The sequence below is a fragment of the Priestia sp. MDV22-iso46 genome, from assembly GCF_058629175.1.
The window spans coordinates 482,901-505,169 of the sequence record NZ_JBZVWT010000003.1 but is presented as its reverse complement, the minus strand read 5'-3'; the positions used below and the strand labels follow the sequence as shown (position 1 = coordinate 505,169).

General features: G+C 38.2%; 27 protein-coding genes. 11 read left to right on the top strand and 16 right to left on the bottom strand.

All coding sequences use genetic code 11. From position 1 onward, the window contains the following. Positions 1 to 118: 118 nt before the first annotated feature. Positions 119 to 382, top strand: coding sequence for a hypothetical protein (locus AC4NPH_RS20055; protein WP_013057818.1), 264 nt, complete (start codon positions 119 to 121; stop codon positions 380 to 382). Positions 383 to 413: 31 nt separating this feature from the next. Here the strand turns inward: AC4NPH_RS20055 and AC4NPH_RS20050 are convergent, their stop codons facing one another. The 3 genes from AC4NPH_RS20050 to AC4NPH_RS20040 form a co-directional block, all read right to left on the bottom strand. Beyond that, positions 414 to 1,244 carry an LCP family protein gene (locus tag AC4NPH_RS20050; RefSeq protein ID WP_063672035.1) on the bottom strand — a complete coding sequence of 277 codons (831 nt, stop codon included), beginning with the start codon at positions 1,242 to 1,244 and terminating at the stop codon, positions 414 to 416. A 133-nt stretch (positions 1,245 to 1,377) separates the two neighbouring features. Beyond that, positions 1,378 to 1,920, bottom strand: coding sequence for a GNAT family N-acetyltransferase (locus tag AC4NPH_RS20045; protein WP_013057820.1), 543 nt, complete (start codon positions 1,918 to 1,920; stop codon positions 1,378 to 1,380). A gap of 101 nt (positions 1,921 to 2,021) precedes the next feature. Beyond that, entirely contained in the window at positions 2,022 to 2,435 is a 414-nt protein-coding gene (locus AC4NPH_RS20040) for a hypothetical protein (RefSeq protein ID WP_013057821.1), read from the bottom strand. 185 nt (positions 2,436 to 2,620) lie between these two features. Between AC4NPH_RS20040 and AC4NPH_RS20035 the strand changes: the two genes are divergently transcribed. Together AC4NPH_RS20035 and AC4NPH_RS20030 are read left to right on the top strand one after the other, a co-directional pair. Next, positions 2,621 to 3,400, top strand: a complete 780-nt coding sequence (locus tag AC4NPH_RS20035) for an undecaprenyl-diphosphate phosphatase (protein ID WP_013057822.1) — start codon at positions 2,621 to 2,623, stop codon at positions 3,398 to 3,400. A 1-nt stretch (position 3,401) separates the two neighbouring features. Continuing rightward, a complete protein-coding gene (locus AC4NPH_RS20030) occupies positions 3,402 to 3,740 on the top strand; it encodes a hypothetical protein (RefSeq protein WP_013057823.1) in 339 nt (112 codons plus the stop codon). A 29-nt stretch (positions 3,741 to 3,769) separates the two neighbouring features. On the opposite strand, the gene qoxD is transcribed toward AC4NPH_RS20030, so the two are convergent. From qoxD to AC4NPH_RS20000, 6 genes are all read right to left on the bottom strand, one after another. Then, complete coding sequence (gene qoxD / locus AC4NPH_RS20025) at positions 3,770 to 4,078, bottom strand: cytochrome aa3 quinol oxidase subunit IV (RefSeq protein ID WP_013057824.1); 309 nt, start codon at positions 4,076 to 4,078, stop codon at positions 3,770 to 3,772. 3 nt (positions 4,079 to 4,081) lie between these two features. Continuing rightward, on the bottom strand, positions 4,082 to 4,690 hold the full coding sequence (gene qoxC / locus AC4NPH_RS20020; RefSeq protein ID WP_013057825.1) for a cytochrome aa3 quinol oxidase subunit III: 609 nt from the start codon (positions 4,688 to 4,690) through the stop codon (positions 4,082 to 4,084). Beyond that, complete coding sequence (qoxB, locus tag AC4NPH_RS20015; protein ID WP_063672039.1) at positions 4,690 to 6,633, bottom strand: cytochrome aa3 quinol oxidase subunit I; 1,944 nt, start codon at positions 6,631 to 6,633, stop codon at positions 4,690 to 4,692. The genes qoxC and qoxB overlap by 1 nt, the downstream gene beginning before the upstream one ends. Before the next feature lie 46 nt (positions 6,634 to 6,679). Next, positions 6,680 to 7,633, bottom strand: coding sequence for a cytochrome aa3 quinol oxidase subunit II (gene qoxA, locus AC4NPH_RS20010; protein ID WP_013057827.1), 954 nt, complete (start codon positions 7,631 to 7,633; stop codon positions 6,680 to 6,682). A gap of 566 nt (positions 7,634 to 8,199) precedes the next feature. Then, complete coding sequence (locus tag AC4NPH_RS20005) at positions 8,200 to 8,778, bottom strand: hypothetical protein (RefSeq protein WP_013057828.1); 579 nt, start codon at positions 8,776 to 8,778, stop codon at positions 8,200 to 8,202. Positions 8,779 to 9,086: 308 nt separating this feature from the next. Next, positions 9,087 to 9,434 carry a rhodanese-like domain-containing protein gene (locus tag AC4NPH_RS20000; RefSeq protein ID WP_013057829.1) on the bottom strand — a complete coding sequence of 116 codons (348 nt, stop codon included), beginning with the start codon at positions 9,432 to 9,434 and terminating at the stop codon, positions 9,087 to 9,089. Positions 9,435 to 9,817: 383 nt separating this feature from the next. Between AC4NPH_RS20000 and AC4NPH_RS19995 the strand changes: the two genes are divergently transcribed. Next, a complete protein-coding gene (locus AC4NPH_RS19995) occupies positions 9,818 to 10,282 on the top strand; it encodes a hypothetical protein (RefSeq protein WP_231101752.1) in 465 nt (154 codons plus the stop codon). A 57-nt stretch (positions 10,283 to 10,339) separates the two neighbouring features. Here the strand turns inward: AC4NPH_RS19995 and AC4NPH_RS19990 are convergent, their stop codons facing one another. Next, the gene (locus tag AC4NPH_RS19990; protein WP_176519016.1) at positions 10,340 to 10,492 is read right to left on the bottom strand and encodes a hypothetical protein; all 153 of its coding nucleotides are present in this window, start codon (positions 10,490 to 10,492) and stop codon (positions 10,340 to 10,342) included. A gap of 504 nt (positions 10,493 to 10,996) precedes the next feature. On the opposite strand from AC4NPH_RS19990, the gene AC4NPH_RS19985 reads away from it, so the two are divergent. From AC4NPH_RS19985 to AC4NPH_RS19960, 6 genes are all read left to right on the top strand, one after another. Further along, positions 10,997 to 11,428: a PAS domain-containing protein gene (locus AC4NPH_RS19985; RefSeq protein ID WP_013057832.1), complete on the top strand. Its 432-nt coding sequence runs from the start codon at positions 10,997 to 10,999 to the stop codon at positions 11,426 to 11,428. A gap of 284 nt (positions 11,429 to 11,712) precedes the next feature. After that, complete coding sequence (locus tag AC4NPH_RS19980; protein ID WP_013057833.1) at positions 11,713 to 12,072, top strand: ArsR/SmtB family transcription factor; 360 nt, start codon at positions 11,713 to 11,715, stop codon at positions 12,070 to 12,072. Between the two features lie 31 nt (positions 12,073 to 12,103). After that, on the top strand, positions 12,104 to 14,665 hold the full coding sequence (locus AC4NPH_RS19975) for a heavy metal translocating P-type ATPase (protein ID WP_055992109.1): 2,562 nt from the start codon (positions 12,104 to 12,106) through the stop codon (positions 14,663 to 14,665). A gap of 58 nt (positions 14,666 to 14,723) precedes the next feature. Next, positions 14,724 to 15,344: a class I SAM-dependent methyltransferase gene (locus AC4NPH_RS19970; protein ID WP_013057835.1), complete on the top strand. Its 621-nt coding sequence runs from the start codon at positions 14,724 to 14,726 to the stop codon at positions 15,342 to 15,344. Between the two features lie 84 nt (positions 15,345 to 15,428). Further along, positions 15,429 to 15,935, top strand: a complete 507-nt coding sequence (locus AC4NPH_RS19965; RefSeq protein ID WP_041816582.1) for a PCYCGC motif-containing (lipo)protein — start codon at positions 15,429 to 15,431, stop codon at positions 15,933 to 15,935. A 223-nt stretch (positions 15,936 to 16,158) separates the two neighbouring features. Beyond that, complete coding sequence (locus tag AC4NPH_RS19960) at positions 16,159 to 16,476, top strand: DUF3243 domain-containing protein (RefSeq protein WP_013057837.1); 318 nt, start codon at positions 16,159 to 16,161, stop codon at positions 16,474 to 16,476. A 47-nt stretch (positions 16,477 to 16,523) separates the two neighbouring features. On the opposite strand, the gene AC4NPH_RS19955 is transcribed toward AC4NPH_RS19960, so the two are convergent. From AC4NPH_RS19955 to AC4NPH_RS19930, 6 genes are all read right to left on the bottom strand, one after another. Beyond that, positions 16,524 to 17,369 carry an N-acetylmuramoyl-L-alanine amidase family protein gene (locus tag AC4NPH_RS19955; RefSeq protein WP_097812212.1) on the bottom strand — a complete coding sequence of 282 codons (846 nt, stop codon included), beginning with the start codon at positions 17,367 to 17,369 and terminating at the stop codon, positions 16,524 to 16,526. A 237-nt stretch (positions 17,370 to 17,606) separates the two neighbouring features. Continuing rightward, positions 17,607 to 17,729 (bottom strand): hypothetical protein, encoded by a 123-nt coding sequence (locus AC4NPH_RS19950; protein WP_013057839.1) that lies wholly within the window; start codon positions 17,727 to 17,729, stop codon positions 17,607 to 17,609. 152 nt (positions 17,730 to 17,881) lie between these two features. Beyond that, positions 17,882 to 18,505, bottom strand: coding sequence for a LysE family translocator (locus AC4NPH_RS19945; RefSeq protein ID WP_013057840.1), 624 nt, complete (start codon positions 18,503 to 18,505; stop codon positions 17,882 to 17,884). 115 nt (positions 18,506 to 18,620) lie between these two features. After that, the gene (locus AC4NPH_RS19940) at positions 18,621 to 18,800 is read right to left on the bottom strand and encodes a hypothetical protein (protein WP_013057841.1); all 180 of its coding nucleotides are present in this window, start codon (positions 18,798 to 18,800) and stop codon (positions 18,621 to 18,623) included. Between the two features lie 137 nt (positions 18,801 to 18,937). Then, entirely contained in the window at positions 18,938 to 20,581 is a 1,644-nt protein-coding gene (gene aimA, locus AC4NPH_RS19935; RefSeq protein ID WP_013057842.1) for a glutamate/serine transporter AimA, read from the bottom strand. Positions 20,582 to 20,963: 382 nt separating this feature from the next. Further along, entirely contained in the window at positions 20,964 to 21,521 is a 558-nt protein-coding gene (locus tag AC4NPH_RS19930; RefSeq protein WP_013057844.1) for a thioredoxin family protein, read from the bottom strand. A gap of 349 nt (positions 21,522 to 21,870) precedes the next feature. On the opposite strand from AC4NPH_RS19930, the gene AC4NPH_RS19925 reads away from it, so the two are divergent. After that, the gene (locus tag AC4NPH_RS19925; protein ID WP_013057845.1) at positions 21,871 to 22,002 is read left to right on the top strand and encodes a hypothetical protein; all 132 of its coding nucleotides are present in this window, start codon (positions 21,871 to 21,873) and stop codon (positions 22,000 to 22,002) included. The last annotated feature ends 267 nt before the right edge of the window (positions 22,003 to 22,269 follow it).

The window sequence follows — 22,269 nt, the reverse complement described above, 5'->3', positions numbered from 1 at the left end:
TATAAACATCACGGCGAGTTCCCCTCAACAGGATAAATAATAGATTTCTAGGAATAGAACGTTTATAATATTCTTTGAAGTTTTACTTTTAGAAAGATTCACTAATGGAGGAAGAAATATGATTGTCAACTATAAAAACCAAGCAACCGGTCATCGCATGAATAACGGCTGGAATCTTTTCTACGCGTCAAACTTAACGATGTGGCGCAAAGATGAAAAGTATTTGCTTTTAGATGAAAACCAAGATGTAGTGATGATCTTTGGCTTTAAAAAAGACGAAATCATTCTAGATAAATTGCAAACGTGGGGCTATACATTTGGTGTCCATCCAGAGAAAAAACAAATTTCCTGCTTGCAGCGTCAAGAAGAAATTGGTGAATAAAAAGAGGGCTGAATTTCTTCAGCCCTCTTTTTTATTCATTGGTTTGTTGAAACATAGCGCTCAGCTGTTTTTTTTCAGATGGTTTGACAACATAATACCATGTACCATCTACCATTTGCCCTTCTCCTTTTACCGTTACCGTTTCGAAATCAGGCCGGCCATTCTTAATGATGTTATACATCGTAAATGCATCGCTGATATCAATATTCGTTCGAATATGCTTTTTTACAAGCGTGAGGAGACTTGGAATGTTTTTCACCGTTGACATGTTCATTCCTTTATCTAATAGAGCTTCCACTACTTGGCGCTGGCGATTATTTCTTCCTAAATCTCCTTTTGGATCTTCGTGTCTCATCCTAACATAAGCAAGAGCTTTTTCGCCGTTCAACGCATTTTCTCCTTCAGGAAAGATAAATGAATCAAACACAAAAGGAAACGGGTTCTTAACGTTCACTCCGCCAAGTTCATCTACTACATCTTTAAAGCCTTCCATATTTACTTTCACATAATAATCGACATCGATATCTAAGAATTTCTCAACCGTGCGCACGGTTAAAGGAATCCCTCCGTATCGATAAGCATGATTAATTTTCTCATCCGTTCCTTTTCCATCAATGTGCACGCGTGTATCTCTAGGGATCGGCATAACTTTTGCTTTATTGTGGCTCGTATCTAAGTTGACCACCATTAATACATCTGAGCGGCCTGTATCTCCCGGCCTTTCATCTACGCCCATCACCAGTACATTAAACGAGTGAGACTGCTCTTTAGCAGATGTTTGCTGTTGATAGGCAATTCCAAATCCAGCGGTTCCTAAAAGCAAAATACATGCCGCTAAGATCCCTATTTTGTATTTTTTCATTCATACGGTCTCCTTTACACATCACTTACTCTCTATATGCCTTAATGAATGAAAATTTATACCTTTTTAGAGAAATTTAAGCACACGTCAAAAAAGCCTGCTTGTTGAGAAGCTGGCTTTTCACTAGTAGATTTTAGCTTGATTTTTGATGCACATCACGCTGTGCCCATTCACTTTCTAACATACTCATTTCAATTAAGCTCCAGTACTGTCCATCTACAAGCCGGACATCTCGAAGAAGGCCTTCGCGTGTAAAGCCAATTCGTTCATAGGACTGAATCGCCCGCTCGTTAAAATCAAAGACGCCGAGCGAAATTCGGTGAAGACCCAGTTCTTCAAAACCGAAAGCTAACACTTTTTCAAACATGTGCGAGCAAAGCCCTTTTCCTCTATACTTTTCACCAAGCAGCACTCGGCCAATTCTTCCTGTTTTATGATAATAATCAATATGAGCAAGAGAAATATGCCCAATAAGCTGTTCATTTTCATCTATGACGGAAAAAGCATAGGTAGAAGCACCATCTTCATTTGCATATCGAATGTAGTGTTTTAACTGTCTAGGAGTAAGCGGAAAAGAAAAGCTAGAGCCGCTCCATTGCACCATAAATGACTCGGAGGGAATCCAATCCATTAGCTGTTTAAAGTCTTTTTTGGAGAACGGTCGTAGAGCTATCACATAATTCTCCCCCTTATTATTTCTGACTTTTCTAAATATATTACATTTATCACAATAAACTGTCAACTGTCTATGTAAAAAAAAGCCATCATTTCGATGACTTATAGCTGTAATGCTTTTCTGAGAAGAGTTAAATCATGAGTGAATTCAAAAAAATAGGTTCTATTTTCATTGTCAAATACCATCATGATTGGCTTTTGATTCGGCTCAAGAACAAAAATAACTTCACTTGCCAGCGTGTTGACCGCACTATTTTCAATTTTTACGGCTGGATCAAGAGGTACTTTAACAAGATAGCCTTTTTTAGGAAGCGGACTTGCCTTTTTATATAAACCAGTAATGGACGCAATACTTTTTTCGGCTTCTTTTTGAACACTTGGGGGTTTGAGCGTTGAACGAACGACTCTGCCCGTTTCAATTTGAAATATCTCTACTTTTGGCTGTTCAGCACTTACTGCCTGCGGAAAAATAAAAGCAGCGAATACGACGCATACAGCAACCCATTTTCGTATCATTTTTAGCACCTCTTTCCATTCATTGTGGATGAGATGGAGATAAGAATGGTCGTCTCTTCTTATACTATGACCTATTTTTATGTATTTATTTCACTAAATGAATGCCTATACTTCCATGTTTTTGTCATGTTCTCAGAACTTCCTCTATACACTACTAATAAGGACACGCTGTATGAGGTGATAAGATGTCGTGGTTTGAAGCATTTATTTTGGGAATCATTCAAGGGCTTACAGAGTTTTTACCGATAAGCAGCACGGGGCATTTGTATTTAGGACGCCACTTATTTGGCTTAGACGATGCAGGACTGTATTTAGATACGATGCTGCATATGGGCACTTTGCTTGCTGTGTTTGTCTTTTATAAGCGTGAGCTATGGCATATTATTCGTCATCCCTTTAGCAAGCTTACAGGGCTTTTAGTGATAGGAACCATCCCTGCAGTTGCGATTGGTCTTTTGTTCAAAGACTATTTTGACAGTATTTCTAAATCTGGCTTAACGATTGGCTGGGAATTTCTTGCGACGGGACTGCTGTTATGGTTTGGTGATTCCGTAAAAAATGGCTATAAAAAAATGGATCATATTTCATACGGAGATGCGTTTTTTATCGGCTCGTTTCAAGCAGCTGCGATATTCCCTGCTGTATCTCGATCGGGCTTAACGATGGCAGCTGCGTTAATGCGAAAATTAGACCGTGAAACAGCCGCTTACTTTTCATTTTTATTGTCGACTCCCGCTATTTGCGGAGCGGTGTTACTTCAGTTAAAAGATGTAGTCACAGGTGAAGTCGAGCAGCTTTCCATTTTCTTTTTATTCGTCGCCACCCTTTCATCTGCTTTATTTGGTTATGTAGCGGTAAAATGGATGATCAATTATTTAAAGCATCATTCATTAAAAACGTTTGCAATTTACGTTTGGATATTAGGTGCAGTCGTGCTGGTTTGTCAGTTTACGGGGGTGTTTTAAGATGAAGATGAAAGTCCGCACGCTTTTTTTAGTATTGTTTTTTGCCGGCATTTTAGTCGTGACAAGCTATGTTGATAACAATTCCCAGCAGTCGTTTGACAGCTTATCTCACCTTTCACTTGATGGAGGAGCTGTTGAAACCTCTGCAGATGAAGGCGAGGCGGAACAATTAAACATGTCGGTCAAAGAAGTTCATGTTAAAACAGAAAAAAGAGGCGGATACCGAATTGAAGTGTACGAACAAGTAAATGTTTATAGAGATGATAAAGGAAAAGTAGTAAAAAAAGTTCCCACGGGAGAATATCAAACGTTGAAATATAAACTGAATGAAAAAAAATAAACCACTTACCGAAGTAAGTGGTTTTATTTTTAATGGTTAAAGTGAGCTGCAAGAATCCACAGTGTACCAACAACGATACAAAGTGCAATAAAGAAACTGTAAAGAATGTTTGCAACCTGTACTTTACCATTTTCACTTTCAGTCATGTGCATGAACATTACTAGCTGCATTGCTGCTTGTAATAACGCTAGGATCATGATAAGAGTCATCGTAATGCTTCTTGATAGATCAGCTAGCACTACTAAACCAAGCGCTGCGAATGTTAAGGCTAGTGAAAGGATAAGCCCAAATACATGACTAAGCGGAAAACCTGCTTTTTGGCCTTGTTTATTTTCCATGTCTTATCCCACCAATCCGTTCAAGTATACAAGCGTGAAGATGAAGATCCATACAACATCAAGGAAATGCCAGTATAAACCGATAATAAATACTTTACGAGCAGTAACTGGTGTTAATCCTCGTCTTACTAATTGAATAATAATACTGATTGCCCAGAATACACCGACTGTTACGTGAAGACCGTGCGTTCCAAGTAGTGTAAAGAACCCTGATAAGAAGGCACTTGTTTGCATTGTTGCACCTTCGTGAACTGCGTACATGTAAAACTCACGAATTTCGTAGAAAAGGAATCCTCCACCAAGGACAAGCGTAATAACGAACCAAACTAAAAGTCCTTTTAAATCATTATTACGCATTTTAAAGATGGCAATTCCCATCGTGAAACTACTGAATAGTAGTAACAGCGTTTCGATCATAAAATCTTTAACAACGAACAGTTCTTCTGCAGTAGGGCCACCCGCTGTACGCGTATGGTACGTTAAGTACGTTACGAACAGCGTAGAGAACAACGCGATCTCGGCACCTAAGAAAATCCAGAATCCAAGGATATTCAGGCGACTTTGTTCTTCTTGGTATTCTAACGGCAATGATTTATCTAAATGTCCTGCCATTATTTGTCACCCCCTGTAATTCCTTCAACCTTCTTGATTTCATCTACTTTTACATAGAAGCCCGGATCATAATCAAATGAACGAGCAAGCATACAAGCAAAAATACCTGCTAATCCAACGATTGCCATTGGAATCCATTCAAATACTAAGCCAAATCCACCGATAAACCAGAAAATACCTGAGATAAACGGCACACCAGAATTGCTTGGTAAGTGAATTGGTTTTAAGTCTTCTGCTTTAATTTCTGTTTCATTACGTTTTTTCATGTGCCAGAATGCATCCATTTCTTTCACATGAGGAATTACTGCAAAGTTGTAAGCTTGAACTGGTGATTTAGTCCACCACTCAAGTGTACGACCATCCCAAGGATCGTTTGCAGTGTCGCGTTTGTTTTTCCATGCACTGTATAATAAGTTGATTACTAATACAAAGAAACCAAGACCCATTAAGAATGCACCGATTGTTGAAACTAAGTTTAATCCGTTCCAGCCAAGGTTGTCTGCATAAGTTTGCATACGACGAGTCATACCGTCTAAACCTAGGAAGAATTGTGGGAAGAAACATACGTTAAATCCAACAACAAAAATCCAGAATGAAATTTTTCCTAATTTTTCGTTCAACGTGTGACCGAAAATTTTTGGATACCAGAAGTATAAACCTGCGAAACAGCCAAACACTGTACCAGAGATTAATACATAGTGGAAGTGAGCGATTAGGAAGTAACTGTTATGATATTGATAATCGGCTGATGCCATCGCAAGCATAACCCCTGTTACCCCACCGATTACGAAGTTTGGAATAAACGCTAATGACCAAAGCATCGCAGTCGTAAATTTGATACGGCCTTTATACATTGTAAAGAGCCAGTTAAAGATTTTAACTCCGGTTGGTACGGCAATTAACATCGTTGTGATTGAGAAGAACGAGTTAACTGACGGTGAGTTACCCATTGTAAAGAAGTGATGCACCCATACAAGGTAACTTAAGAATGCGATACCGACCATTGATACAACCATTGCTTTATAACCGAATAAGTTCTTACGAGAATGTGTACTGATAACTTCTGAGAAGACACCGAATACCGGTAAAATAACGATATATACTTCAGGGTGACCCCAAATCCAGAATAAGTTAGCCCACATCATTGGAAGACCGCCGTTAGCCATTGTAAAGAAGGCTGTTCCGAATACACGGTCAAGTGTCATAAGTGCAAGCGCTACTGTTAATACAGGGAACGCGAAAATGATAATAATTGATGTGATGAAGATTGACCAAGTAAACATTGGCATTTTCATCATTGTCATGCCAGGAGCACGCATTTTTAAAATTGTTACAAAGAAGTTGATACCAGTCATTAATGTACCAGCACCAGCAATCTGTAGTGAAACGGCATAGAAGTTATTTCCGATGCCCTCACTGAATTCTTTACCTGCAAGCGGGAAGTAACTTGTCCAACCTGCATCAGGAGCTCCTCCGATTACGAAAGAAAGGTTAAATAGCATTGCTCCCATAAAGAATGTCCAGAAACTAATTGCGTTTAAGAACGGATATGCTACGTCACGCGCACCAATTTGTAATGGAACGATTACGTTCATTAGTCCGATAATAAATGGCATTGCCATGAATAAGATCATGATAACACCGTGAGCCGTGAAGACTCCGTTGTAGTGATGTTCATCTAAAATGTTCATACCCGGGAATGCAAGCTGCATACGCATCATGATTCCATCGATTCCGCCGCGGAAAAGCATTAATACAGCTGAAAGGATGTACATGACACCGAGTCTTTTATGGTCAACTGTTGTTAACCATTCTGTCCATAACCATTTCCATTTCTTGAAATATGTTAAGACAAAAACGATACCGATGACCGTCATAGCGATTGCTGCATCAGCAGCGTAAATCATAGGTTCGCCAGTGACGAAAAATTCATCTAGCTTCATTATGTCTTCCCCCAATCATTACGTTATTTAGTGTAATAAATGAATGTTATTCATGATTTGAGTGATCCATGTTTTCCATTTCTTCATTACTCGTTTTTTCGTCTTCTTTCATCTTGCTGTGATCATGTCCTGTACCACGTTCTAGCTCTTTGCCAGGAATGTATACATCTTTTGCATGGTCAATCCATTTTAAATGTGTACCGTTGTAAGTTTGACGACCAACAACGCCTGGGCTTAGGATTTGATCATATTTCTTTTCAGTCAGTTTACCAGCTGTGCCTTTTACGTCGCTAACCCACTCTTTGAAGTCTTTGTCCGTTTGAGCTTGAACTTCGAACTGCATTTGAGTGAAATGTTCACCAGAGAAGTTAGCACTACGTCCCATATAAGAACCAGGCTTATCAGCTTCTAAGTATAATGGCATTGACATGTTGTTCATCGAATATTTTTGTCCGCCAAGTTCTGGTACCCAGAATGAGTTCATAGGCCCTTGAGCTGTTAACTCAAATTTCACTGGCGTATCCGCTGGAATGTTTACGTAGTTAACCGTCTCGATATTTTGTTCCGGATAACTGAAAATCCATTTCCAGTTTGCAGATGTAACGTGAATCACGATTGGATCTTTATCCTTTGATTCTGCCGGTACTTCTTCTGCAGAATAGATCGCTTTAACAGTTGGCACTGCTAATAGAATTAAGATGATGATTGGGAATGCTGTCCAAATAACCTCCATCTTTAAGTTACCTTCTTGCTCAGGTGGCTCATAGTCCATGTTTTCAGGTTTTTCACGATATTTGACAAGAACAAATATAAAAATAGCAAATACGACAACAACCACGATCAACATCATCCACATAGACCAAATGATTAAATCAGATTGCGTTTTTGCAACAGGACCTTGCGGGTTCAATACAGCAAGCTTTGAACAACCGCTCAAAAATACTAGTGAAAGCGCAGATAGTAAACCTACTAGCTTCCAAAATCCTTTTTTTGGTTTCACTTAAAACTCTCCTTTCTAACAACACATGATGCGAAGCCTATATTGATGAACATTCAAAATGCGCTATCTTTCGCTAGATAACGACATTTTTATACAGACTCTCTTCCCCCTTATTTGTAGGCCACTACTATTGTAATACAAAATGACATTTTTTTCGTCCCTTTTGCTTTATTTTTTTATATTAAAAATATTCTAATATAGTGACTGTACCAATGGGGTTAGAGTGCTTCAACCTTGCGATATTCTATCACATAATTTGGTATGAATAAATGTAAATAAAAGGATCTAGCTCCCATTTCTTAACTATTTCTTTAGGAATAACTGCAAAATTAGCTTTGTATGTTTGCTTCAACATTGATATATCAATACACATCGACATAATTGAATATTTTGTGACAAATTTTCAAAGAAAATGTGACGCCTTGTATGAAACTTATTTTGCCCGTTAATTCCCTTTTACTTTGTAGCAAATATTTGATTTTTTTGCTTAAAATTCTTTCTTTCGAAAATATGAACAAAACGTGAATTTTTTTAAAAAGCTTTTTATTATAGAAAAAAGCTGCGTGTTATTCACGCAGCTCTTGATCCATAAATTCTTTAACCGTGATATCATCCCCTGCTTTATCTAGCAGCGTTGTCGTTGCTGGAAACGGATGTTTAATATGACTCGGTATCTTTTCATACAGCACAAAATAATCACTTTTTGGAACCGCGGCATCAATTGTATATGTATCGTGCACCAAAGCCGCCTTTACTCGCTCAATTTGTTTACTTCTATTTGTTCCTGTAAACAGCGCATATGTCCCTTTATTTGTATGGATATCATCATAATCCACTAAATTGCTCATTTTGGTACTGACTTCAATACGCAGGCGTTTGTTCCATCCTTGCTTCAATACGGCCATTCCTTCTTTATCACCAGGTATGGAGAACAAGGCTATGTATGTATTAGAGTGATCAACCCGTTTAAAATCTTGCAGCGTAATCCTTGCAGAACCATCAATACTTTCTTTATGCTCCCAATTTCGCAAATGCTGCTGCACACTTGCAGCATTGTTTTCAATCGGATATCGAATCATCTCATACGCAACAATTACAACCGCTATACAAATGAACAGAAATAGCAACCGCTTTATCTTTCGCACATCTATTCACCTTCCTTAGCTTACTCCCCTTTTATGTAATTGCCTAAATTATAACTTCCTATTAAACCTCTGTCTATGCACTAGGAGAACTACGTTTTTTTTTACCACAAAAGGGATTTTTCAAACCTTTTGTCATAAAAATACGCTAAAAGACTCAGTAGCTGTTGAACCAAAAGAAACCGATCCCTGCCCCCCCTTCTCATCTTCATAACAAAAAAAGATACCCGTTTTGACACAGGTATCTTTCAGCTTATATATCACAGCTTTCCAAAAGGAAACCCCATAAAGGTCATTTGCTGTTCTTTTTATTACACACATCTTTCCGCACACATGTATCCCTTGACCTGATACCCATGCTTTTTGAGCTGCCGAATGCTTAAATTTCGGGAAATGCTGTCAGGAACAATTACGACCACTTCTTTATATGGAATTTCTGCATGCTGTCTCTCTAAATAAGGAAGCGGAATATGGATTGCTTTTTGACAGGGGTTTTGTTTCATTTCATGAAAATGACGAACATCTACATACGAAATTGTTGTAGAAGCACAGTCGACGGTCGTCACTTTCTTTATTCCCTGCACCGGCACATAGCGTTTATAAAAACTGTAACAAATTAATAAAAGTAAAATACCTATGCTCATATATAGTATCGCCATGTTTTCCTCCCAATTAATTTCTATACCCCTGTATGTATACTATATTCAAAAGAAAGAATCAACACAGAAGCACTCTATCTCATTTCTCTCTGAAAGAAAAATGGTCTTTTTACACTTTATTATGAAACCACAATAAAGTGACGAAATCAATCATTATTTATTTTGATTTTTCAAAAGATTTAAATACCAGTAAACAGATCGTTTTTTCTTATTATAATGAAGAAACGCAGAATTTTTATTTTCATTTCCCCTTTTCTTTCCCGTTAAAACTGAGGTTCGCTTATGAGTAATACATTAGAACCAATGTTGCACAAACGTCAGAAAAATGATTCTAAAAGTGAAGGATGCGAGATAGGATAGTATGAACACGTGAAGGGAGAGATATGATGTTTGATTTGTACTATGTTGTATTATTTACAGATCAAGGTGAGGTAGCAGGCACCTGCCCCATCTATATAAGTCCCGAAGAAGACGTTGAAAAAGAACTGTTAAAAAATATCACTTTGCATAAACAAAGGCTGCAGTCAAAAAAAGAAAAAGTGTTTTATTTTGACCGGGATAAAGAGGATATGACGGATTTATCAGGTCACTATGCACACATCCTTACATTTGCTAACAACGACAGTCAAATTGCAAAATGGCTGGAAGAAGCACATGAGAAGCTGTGCAAAGCCGGGGAACTTTTTGTGGAGAACGGTTATTTTCAAAGCGTTTTTATGCAATATATTAATCAAAAAAACAATGTTTTAGAAAATTATTCGTACGAAGTTTGTGAGAAATCGGTAAAATTCATCTATCAAGCGAGAGACTATATTGTGATTGGCTCAGAAAAATACGAGTTAACTTAAAAATGCGATATACACAAAAAAGGAAAGCTTCGGAAACGAAAGCTTTCCTTTTTTAGATTAATCTCCTTCAAGGTTTGCCCGACAATTATTATGAGACAAAGAGGTACTTTGTGCTTCATGCTGTTTTTTCTCAACCTGCATTGTCATATCATCTTTTTCCGTTCTTCCTTTAGCGATGTGTTTAGTTTTATTTCCTTGGTTTAATGTCATGTTCATTCCCCTTTCTGGTGGATATAGTGTATGAAAATAACTCACACGCCATAAGAGGAAATGATATGAAAAAGCCCCTCTTAAATTGAGTGAGCTTTCTGCCTAAAACTGCTTTTCCTTTTATTGCTGAATCCGCATGAAAGGATATTCTCTATTTTAAACGTTCGTTTCTCGTTCCTTAGTAAGCACCAAGCTTTTACGCTCTGAGGATAAATTTTATACACAATAATAAATCGCTGTGTCAAACATCCTTTATCGTCCATATAAATAATTTCAACAGGTCGTTTTGAAGAGTAGCTTTCTTGAAGTAGCTGTCGCATAGAATTCGCTCCTTTAATTTTTAGTTTATCGAACGTATGTTCTTTTTTCAAGTGTTTTAAACTGAATAATTCTTTAGCTTTTACAGCTTAAAACGGGGAAAAGCATGGGGAAAATAATAAAAATCATACAAATATTAGGTAATTGTGATATGGTAAAAGGAATTACTTAAGTTGGGAGAGGTGCATGATGGAAAGTAACATACTTAAATGGATCCCCGTTCCTTACTTTCAATTAAATCAAGAAGGTGAAATCCTTCATTTTTCTAGTCAAGCACATTCTTATTTTTCTTCAGTCTCCAGTCTGTGGAGCATTATTCATAAAGACGACCGGAAACAAGCAATGTGGATGCTGTCACAGCACTCCTCACCTAACCCCATCATCAGGCATTTGCGTTTGAGAACGACCGATGATACATTTGTGAATTTTAAATGCACGATTCATTGGAAAAATGGTGTAGGGCATTTAGTATGTACCGAAAAGAAGAATGTCAAGGATCCGTTAGATGTTGTATTATCTGCTCAATCCTATTTAGAAAACTCGGACAAACGATTAAAAGAGTCGGACAAGGTGTTAAATAATTCAGCAGATTTATTATTTAACCGATTAAAACGCTAATTAAGTAAACAAAGTCTAAGCTATATTCCATTATTTCTATCATTTTTAAAATCATTAAAAGGCTACCTACAGGGGTGGCTTTTTGTTTTGGCCTGCATGTAAAGTCATTCTCTTTTCGCCCGCACCATTTAGTACAGAGTACATACACTAATAGGCATACTTTCTATATTTATGTTTTGCTCAGAAAAAAATTCCGAATAATCAATAAATGTTTGAACATTTTTTAAAATTGACATATATTATAAACAAACAATCATTTGAATGTTTGAATGAAGGAGGAAATCATGCCAAAAGACCGCTGTGATATTTATTGTTTTAATGAAGAAAAAGTAAATCGTATTAAGCCTGCTATCGATGCCGAAGCTGTTCAAGGTGTTTCTGCCCTGTTCAAAGCGTTAGGAGATGAAACGAGGCTTAAAATCGTCTTGGCTCTGTATAAAGGCGAGGAATTATGTGTATGTGACGTAGCCAATATTGTAGGCTCTACAGTTGCGACTGCTTCTCATCACTTAAGACTGCTGCGTAATATAGGAATTGCCAATTATCGCAAAGAAGGAAAGTTAGCTTTTTATTCTTTAAGGGATGCACATATTAAACAAGTAATTGATATCATGTTTGCTAAAAAAGAAGACGTAACCATTTAAGTTTTTCTTACCGTATAGGGAGTGGGACACAATGAAACACGAAGATAAAAAAAATCATCAGCATACCGGAAGCTGCTGCAGCGGATCTTCTTCACCAGAAATTGAAAGCAAGACCTGCTGCTCCTCTTCTTCAGAAGCCGCATCTACTGAAGAGCCTTCTTCCTGCGGCACAAAGAGTCATGAACACAGTCACAGCTGCTGTTCAGATACCATTGCGTTAACGACCGACAAAGGCCAGCATTCTTGCTGCAGTGATCACGATATAGTATCAGGCGACAGTGACATAGAAGAAACGGCTGAATACCGCGTATATGGAATGGATTGTCCTTCCTGCGCCGCGACGATTGAAAAAAGTTTAAAAACATTAAACGATATTCAACATGTAACCCTCAACTATAATACAGGGAAGCTCCAGGTAGCGGCAGCAAGTGAGTCAGCTCTGTTACTCATTCCAAGCTCAGTAGAAAAACTAGGGTTTAACATTGAGACTATCCAATCAAATAAAAAAATGAAAACGTATTTGATTGAAGGAATGGACTGCGCGGCTTGTGCGAACACAATTGTGAATCATTTAAAAACAGTTCCTGCTGTCAAAGATGTACGCGTTAACTTTTCAACGGGAAAAGCACAAATTGAGCACGATAACGAAGCGGATGACATTATTAAAGAAGTATCTAAAGCTGGGTATACCGCTACTTTAGTAACCAGCAGCAGGCAGTCTGCTGAGTCGCGGCACCATAAAGGCCAAAATGGACCGATTGTTTTTTCGGGTATTCTCATCGCATTAGGTTTTATTGGTTCTCATACAGGAATTGCTTCTTATATGACAACTGTACTCTACGCTATTGCCATGATTGTTAGCGGATATAAACCGGCTAAAAGTGCTTATTACGGAATTAAAAGCCGTTCTTTAGACATGAATGTTTTAATGACCGTTGCAGCACTTGGAGCAGCTGTTATTGGTGAGTGGCTTGAAGGTGCTACGGTCGTTTGGCTATTTGCTTTAGGTGTTGCTCTACAAACAAGGTCGATTGAACAAACAAGAAACTCCATACGAGGTTTGATGGATTTAGCTCCTTCTGAAGCATGGGTGAAAGAAAACGGCCAGCTGATTAAAAAAGCAGCGGAAGATATTTCAATCGGCACTACGATTGTCGTAAAGCCAGGAGACCGAATTCCGCTAGATGGTGAAATTATAAACGGCGAATCCAGTATCAACCAAGCTCCTATTACAGGTGAATCTATTCCAGTTGATAAAATAATCGGTGATGCTGTTTATGCAGGCACCATTAACGAAAGCGGATCGTTAGAAGTTAAGGTAACAAAGCTAGTCGAAGATACGACTATTTCTAAAATTATTCATTTAGTGGAAGAAGCACAGGAGAAAAAAGCGCCTACTCAAGCATTTGTTGATAAATTTGCAACCATTTACACGCCTATCGTCTTTATTTTAGCTTTATTCATTATGGTCATCCCTCCCCTGTTTGATGGTGCATGGAGTGAGTGGTTTTACAAGGGGCTTGAATTATTAGTTGTGGCTTGCCCATGCGCGCTAGTCATTTCTACTCCTGTCGCCATTGTATCTGCGATTGGAAACGCGGCGAAAAATGGGGTGCTCATTAAAGGCGGGACGTTTTTAGAAAAAGCTGGTGCAATCAATGCGATTGCTTTTGATAAAACAGGAACGCTAACAGAAGGTAAACCAGCCGTTTCAGAGGTTGTTTCCCTTGCTGCTGAAGAAAATCAGCTTTTAGCGATAACAAAAACGCTTGAAGACTATTCGAATCATCCCATTGCCCGTGCTATCGTGGATTATGCAGCGGAGAAAAAAGTCGATTCTTTACAAGGATCAAATTTTAAAATCCTTACAGGAAAAGGCGTTCAGGCAACAATTCAAGAAACGGTTTATTACGCAGGTAATGCAAAATTATTCTCAGATTTAGGAACACCTCTATCCCACTGCTGGTCTCATATTGAAAAGCTTCAAAACGAAGGTAAAACGATTATTATTGTCGGAACAGCTAAAAGTGTTCTAGGTATTATTAGCGTAGCTGATACCATCAGACATACAACCGTATCTGCTTTAGAAAGCCTCAAACAAAACGGAATGCAGCAAATTGTGATGTTAACCGGTGATAACGAAGGAACAGCTAAAATGATTGCCTCTGAGTCGCGGGTAGACCGCTATTTCGCCGATTTGCTGCCTGAAGACAAAGTAAAAGCCATACAGCAGCTTCAACATGAAGGGTATCAAACGGCTATGGTTGGAGATGGAATTAATGACGCCCCTGCCCTCGCAACTGCTGATCTTGGCATTGCAATGGGCGGTGCTGGTACTGATACGGCCATGGAAACAGCTGATATTGTTCTCATGGCAGACAATTTAGAAAAGCTTCCTCATACGATGAAGCTAAGCCGCAAAGCGTTAGCTGTCATCAAACAAAACATTTGGTTTTCTATTATTGTTAAAGTCATTGCCTTAGCCTTTATCTTCCCAGGGTGGCTTACTCTGTGGATTGCCGTTTTAAGCGATACAGGAGCAGCGCTACTTGTTATTTTAAACAGTCTTCGCTTACTCAAAATGAGAAAATAAATATAATCCATAAGCTTTCCAGCAGGCGTTGGAAAGCTTATTTTCTAGGAGGGTTTACGTGAATAACCGCTGGAATCAATTTATTTATAAGTGTTGGGCCCCTTTTTATGATGCGTTTTTTAATAATGGGATGTTTTATCAAGCCAGAAAAAAAGTCTTTCAAGACGTCCACTTTTCATCTGAACAGCGCATTTTATTTGTAGGTGTTGGAACGGGTGCAGATTTAGCTTTTATTCCTCATGAAGTAAATGTAACAGCCATCGACTATTCCAGTGAAATGCTTCAAAAAGCAAAAGATAAATACAAAAATCCATCTATAACCTTCCACCAAATGGACGCTCAGCAGCTAACATTCGACTCTTTTTCGTTTGATGTAGTTGTAGCAAGCTTAATTCTTAGCGTAGTACCTGATGCGGAGCAAGCTTTAAAAGAAATGACAAGAGTAGTAAAGCCTAAGGGAACTATCCTGATTTTTGATAAATTTGAAACTAAAAAGAAATCAGCGGCTTTTGCTAAAAAAATATTCCGCCCTTTCGTAAAATTACTAGGAACGGATATTGGACTCTCTTTTGAACATGTGTTTGAAGCAAGCCGGGATCAGCTTATCTTAAAGGAAAATTCAAGCGTCATGTTGAAAGGTATGTATCGGAAAATTATTTTGCAGAAAGTTGATGAATGACTTCAAAGACGAATAATGTCTTTTTCACATGATGGATGTACATATCATTTTCTATCTTTAATTGAAGAAAGGATGAACATTTTGATGATGAAATCAAAGGTCATAACAGTTGTCCTTGCAGCAAGCATGGTCTCCGGCTGCGGAAACGAAAGTAAAGAAAGTTCAGGCAGCAAACGTACAGAAGCAACACAACATGAAGAACATCAGCAGCACACATTAGGTGATAAACGAGAAGAAACAAAAAATAGTGAAACTCTTCCCTCTTTTCTGAATGACAAGCCCGAAGACATGCAGCTTATTTATGCAGCCGCTGCTAAGCATCAAACCTTACTAGAAAACATTCCTTGCTACTGCGGATGTGGAGAAGAAGCTAATCATCAAAACAACTACGACTGTTTTATCTTTGAAAACAAAGGAAACGGCGCAGTGACGTGGGATGATCACGGAACAAAATGCGGCGTCTGTTTAGAAATAGCGGCTCAAGCTGTAGTAGACTACAGCAAAGGCAAAAGCATCGAAGACATTCGCCAAGAAATCGATGATAAATATAAGGAAGGCTATGCTACGCCTACTCCTACGCCCGAGGTATGATGCTTCAGTATAAAATAAAAATTAGTAAAAGACTTTGATTTCTTTATTCAAAGTCTTTTTGTCATTTTATTATTGGTTGATAAACTCTCGGTTGACCTCACCTTTTTAAGTCCTTGTAAAATGTCATAATGTAAAAATAACACATTTGGACGTTTATTTACTGAATCCTCAGGGAATATGCTTTCTAACACCCAAATATAACCATGAGAGGAGAAAAAAAACTATGAGTAATTCTGTAGAAGCAAATCATTCAGCAAAAGTTGAAGGAGCAATTAATTCTATGAGCGAGGAGAAAAAAGAGGATATTCTCTCTAGCTTCGAAGGATTTAAAAGTTATCTAGGGGACAAGGTCTCAAAAGGCGAAAAGTTAGGGATGAATGAGGAACAGCTGGCTAAAACAGCTCAGAAAGTAGCTGATTACCTTGCTAAGCATGAAGAGCCGCGCAATCGAGAGGAAAACCTGCTTCACGAACTGTGGAAGGTTGGAGACAAAGAACAGCAGCATCACCTTGCCCATATGCTTGTAAGATTAGTTCAATAAATAAAAAAGATGACACGCTGCCGTGTCATCTTTTTTATTTACAGATATTAAACAGCGGGAATGATAATTTGCTGACCAATTTGTAAGTTTGTAGGATCTACGCCGGGGTTTGCATCCTGCAGCTGCTGAACGGTCATGCTGTATTTTTTCGCGATGCTATAAAACGTATCTCCTGCTTGTACGGTATACGTAGTGACAGGAAGAACAATTTGCTGACCAATTTGCAGTTTTGTAGGATCTACGCCAGGATTTGCATCCTGCAGCTGCTGAACGGTGATATTATACTTCTTTGCAATGCTATAAAATGTATCTCCAGATTGAATGGTATAGAATGTAATTTGATTAGAAGGTAAGTTTAAATACTTAGCAATTCCACGCGCGTGCGCTTCTCCCACTTCCCGAAGAAACGTAGCGTTTTTTAATTTTTCAGCGTCGGCTGTCGTATCGATAAACAAGTTTTCTGTTAAAACAGCTGGCATATTTGTTTCACGCAGTACAGCGTAATTAGCCGTTTTTAAACCACGATCTGCAATCGTCCCAAATTTCCGCATGATTGTTAAAATCTCTGTGTGCAGCTCTTTTTGTAAAAGAGAAGATTGACTTCCCTCTTGTGACGGATACCGATACGTTTCAAATCCAGTACCGCTGCCAGCATTGATGTGCATAGAAACAAAAATATCCGCTCCCCATGCATTAGCCCGGTTCGCTCGATCTGATAATGAAACAAACACATCGGTTGAACGGGTTACTTGAACATCTACGGAATAGTTATGTTCTAAATACGCCCGCGCGTGTAGTACAAGCTGCAGCGTAATATCTTTTTCACGCAAATTATTTCCTAAAGCGCCTGAATCTGTACCGCCGTGTCCTGCATCTAGCCATACTTTTTTCATGTGAACCTTTCCTTTCAATCATAATATGAAAGAACTTGTGATTAACACCGGCTTTGCCTGATGTTTTATCTCTCATTCTATATATATATGTGATTGGACAAGAAGGGTTCGTCCCCTTAAAACATTCGAGAATATTCACTCAAAAAAGCTGGATTTTGCTAGGTATTCTCTGCTGTTTTAAAGCACAAAATAAAGATGAACAAATGGGATACATGAGCTGGACTGCTTGTTACACCGCTATTGATTTCCGTGCAAGACTTCGCTTTCCGCGGGCGGTGAGCCTCCTCGTCGCTTGCACTTCTGCGGGGTCTCACCTATTCCACTTTTCCCGCAGAAGTCTTCTCCTTGCCCTCCAATCACCAGCTAGAAGCAACTACATACATGAAACCTACTTTTACTATAGACATAAAAAATCCGAACGAATTGGATTTATCGTTCGGATCTCCCTTTAACTAACCTATGTCCACGCCTTTTAATAGAGATAAAAAGCAGGTTTACCGTCTTATCTTTTGCTATTTCTCACTGAAAGCAATTTTTAAGCCAATAAGCGTAAAGATAGAGCCTTGCACAAGATTAAGCCGCTTAGACAGCGCCGGAGATTTTCGCAAAAACTCTCCTACTTTCCCTGCAAATAGACTAATTAACGTAAAAATAATCAGCGCTTGAACTAAAAACACAGCGCCGTAAACAAGCATTTGCTGTGTGGCGTGTCCGGTTGAATGATTAACAAACTGAGGTAAAAGAGCAAGAAAAAAAAGCGAAACTTTTGGATTTAGCAGATTCATAATCACTCCTTTTTTATATAGCACCTTGTACTCAACGGCTTCTTTGTTTTCAACAGCGAGAGCGGAATCTTTTGCTGTAAACGTCTTATAAGCCAGATATAATAAATAAGCTGCTCCAGCGTATTTTACAATAGCAAACGCTAAAGCCGATTGATAGATAACGGCCGATAGACCCAATGTTGCTGCAGCTATATGACCAAGCAAGCCCGTACAAAGCCCTAATGAAGTCGAGATTCCTGCATATCTACCGTTTGATATGCTTTGTGCTAAAACAAATAAGTTATCAGGTCCAGGCATAACCGTAAGCAAAGCGGCTACGCCTAAAAAAGAAGTGATTGATACGATATCCATAAGTCGTTCTCCCCCTGCATGATTTTGCCCACCATTATAGCATTTTTTACTATCTAGTATTCAAAAAAATAAAATTTATCCACAAAAGAAGAGGCTGGAACATAACTAAATCAATCTAATCTAAAGACAAACAAATTGGATACATGAGCTGGACTGCTTGTGACACCGCTATTGATTTCCGTGCAAGACTTCGCTTTCCGCGGGCGGCCGATGAGCCTCCTCGTCTCTTGCGCTCCTGCGGGGTCTCATCCCTTCCGCTTTTCCCGCAGGAGTCTTCGCCTTGTCCTCCAATCAACTGCTAGAACCAACTATACACATAAAATCTATATTCAACATAACAACAAAAAAACACGAACTACCAATCAACAAATAATTAATAGTTCGCATTTGACTTCAACTGAAATACTTTTGTCCCAGCCTCATTTTTACTACTTATTTAATTTGTTTTTCTATGATCTGTTCTTTAGCTGAGGCAGTCTGTGCTTCAGCTGCTTTCATTTCATTATTAACATCGATTGCTTCTTTTAAATACTCGGTTTTGTATCCGCTTTTAAGTGCCCAAGCATAAAAGAAAAGTGCAACAATTGCAATCAGACCCATATCCCAGCCGTATTTAATAATATTGAGTCCCCCGAACTTTTCACTTCCTATCCAAGAGATTGTCATCATACATAATAAGTAGACAATCATCCAAACGCCAGCTCGGAAGTTTTGACCAAAGCCTTTCCATTTGGATTTTGCTTGGTAATAAAAATAAATTGGCAAACCAATTAAAATAATAAATAATACCTGTCCAGTTAACGGCCATCTTGCCCAGTAAAGAGTAAGTGAAGCAAAAATAAATCCAAGAGGCGCTATTACGTTTAACCCTTTTATACGTAAAGGTCTATAAAGATCGGTCCCCGTTTTTCTTAACGTCATAGCGGTAATAGGACCGGTAAGATATGAAATTAATGTAGCTACAGAAATAATTTCGGCTAATATTCCCCAGCCTCTAAATAAAAATAAAAAGATGAATGAGACAAATAAATTAAAGAACATGGCTTGACGCGGAACTCCGTAAAGCGGATGAACTCGTCCCAGTATATTCGGCAAATATTTATTTTTTTCCATACCATAAATCATGCGTGACGTGGTAGCTGTATACGTAATACCTGTTCCTGATGGCGATACAAAAGCATCGGCATATAAAACAATAACAAGCCAGTTAATATTCAAGGCAATCGCTAGATCGGCAAACGGCGAATTAAAGTTAAGATGACTCCATCCTTTTACGATTTCTGAAGGATTTACCGCTCCAATAAACGCAATTTGAAGCAATACATAGATCACGGTCGCAATTAAAATGGATCCTACTACCGCAATAGGAATAGAGCGTCCCGGGTTTTTCGCTTCTCCCGCCATATTAATGGGGCTTTGAAAACCGTTAAAAGCAAACACAATCCCAGACGTAGCAACAGCTGTCAAAACGCTTGCCCATCCATTTGGAGCAACGCCTCCTGCAGAGGAGAAGTTTCCTCCGTGAAACCCTGCAAATAAAAGAGCACCAATTGTAAGCCCTGGAATTACAATCTTAAAAACGGTAATAAGCGAATTAGCTTTCGAAAATAAGCCTACGGTCCAATAATTTAAAAGAAAATAAATGATTAATAGTCCTGTAGCAATAGCCAAGCCTTTTCCAGTAAGAATCCCATTTTCTACTAAACTGCCTGTCCATTTCGCCCACTCCCATGGCCATGAACTCATATACTGAACAGAAGCAACCGCTTCAACAGGAATAACCGATACGATTGCAATCCAGTTTGCCCAAGCCGCAATAAAGCCAAGAAATGAGCCGTGCGAGTATTGCGTATACTTAACCATACCTCCTGCTTCTGGAAACATAGACCCTAGTTCACTGTAAGAAAGAGCTATAAATAAAATAACAACCATTCCAATAATCCAAGAAGCAATTGCTGCCGGGCCTGCAATTTGAGCAGCTCTCCATGCCCCAAACAGCCATCCTGATCCAATAATAGATCCAAGACCGACCATCATGAGAGAAAACGTTCCCATTTTTCTATGTAAGTTATTCATGTATCTAACACCTTTCTTCTATATTTTCTGAGAAGTTAGTTATTAAGCGCTTTCATTAAATTTTAAAAATAAAATTCATTTTGAACTCTAAAAATGCTGCTTAAAAATACTGACCAAAAGCTTTTCCATTCATTCACGCGTCCCCTTTCTTCATTTATTATTTGTTATTATATCATCATCAAGTTGAAAAGTACGCGTTTTGAATAAAAAATATTTTTATTTTTAGAATTTTGTACGTTTTCTCAATTAAAAGTGCGCGATTTGAACACTAACATTCATAAGAGCTGCCTTTCCATTAAAGTGATATACAAACGATCTTGTTGCAATAACCAGAAAAAAAGCAAGATAAAATGAGCGCTTCATTTTATCTTGCTTTTTTAAGTTATTTCACAACAGCTAATACCGTTTCTTTAAAGCTGTTATAAACATACGACCAAAGAGCCGGTTCTTCTTTATATCTTCTTCGTAACGAAGAAAAGACTTCTTTTTGTTTTTCTTCAAACGAAGGATCTTCTTTTGAAGGAAGCGTGGCACGAAGCTCATCGACGATTTGCTGAACTTCAGGAGCGCGAGGACCCCATTTTCCCAGTAAATTCCCCTCATTATTAAAAATTAAAATAATCGGAATGGCACGTCCTCCGTTTGTTAAGTGGCGGTCAATTAATTCGGTGTCTGCATCTCGCAGTGCAACGCGCACATCGATGCCGGCAGCTTCAGCTACTTTACGAATGATTGGGTTAATCATCATCGCATCTCCGCACCAATCTTCAGTAATTGCTAAGAAGTGAAGCTTGTGAGCCTTTAATTTGTCAGCGAGTCCATCTTTAGGAAGCTGAAATTGTTCATAAACAGCTAAACTTTCCTCCTTTAATGTACTCATGTCGTTCATATATGTTTGAATTGATTTTCCTTCTTCAAAATACTGCTGTTCTGTTTTCATCAAAATCCCTCTTTCTTTTTTGTATACGAATAGATGAGATGTAAAAATTCGGTTTACTCTTTTCTATACGCACTACTAGTATAGCTTTTAAGCACAGCGAATCAAAATATAAAAGTCAGCGCGTTTTTTTAATCCCGTTTTTTAGCCTGCGACAGGATTTACAACACTTCAATTTAAAAACAGCACATTGAGATGTTATAAAAAAAGAGAATGGGGTACATGTACACTATCAATGTAACAAATTTTAAATCTTTGTGAATATTTGAGAATGTTTATTGTGTAACCGTCATCTTTTGATTATGATAATGATATGTTAGCTACTTGACTAAATATGGAGGATGAGGCAAATATGAATCAATCCCCGCATGAAAAGCGAAAAAAACGCAAACAGTTTGTAGAACGTTTAAGGCTAAAAGGAATCAAAATAGAGCTGACAAAACCGCGCTCTCACTTTTCTTCACTATCCTTACTAAAATCATAACTCGTAACCACCTTTTTCTAAAGCGGAACGGTATCGAATTTCAACTATCTATGCTAAGGCTTACATATCATTTCAAAAAGAACAGCTTCTAAGTGCTGTTCTTTTTTGGTACTTTTTTATATTTCTGCCTCTGTCAAAAAAATTATAAACCTTTTTCTTTATTTCCTCCTTTTTCTATCTGGGGCTTTCCTCTCCCTTTCATACGGGATTCTCAAAATCTATAGTTCTATAAATCCCTTAAATTACCACTATATTCAAGCTATATAT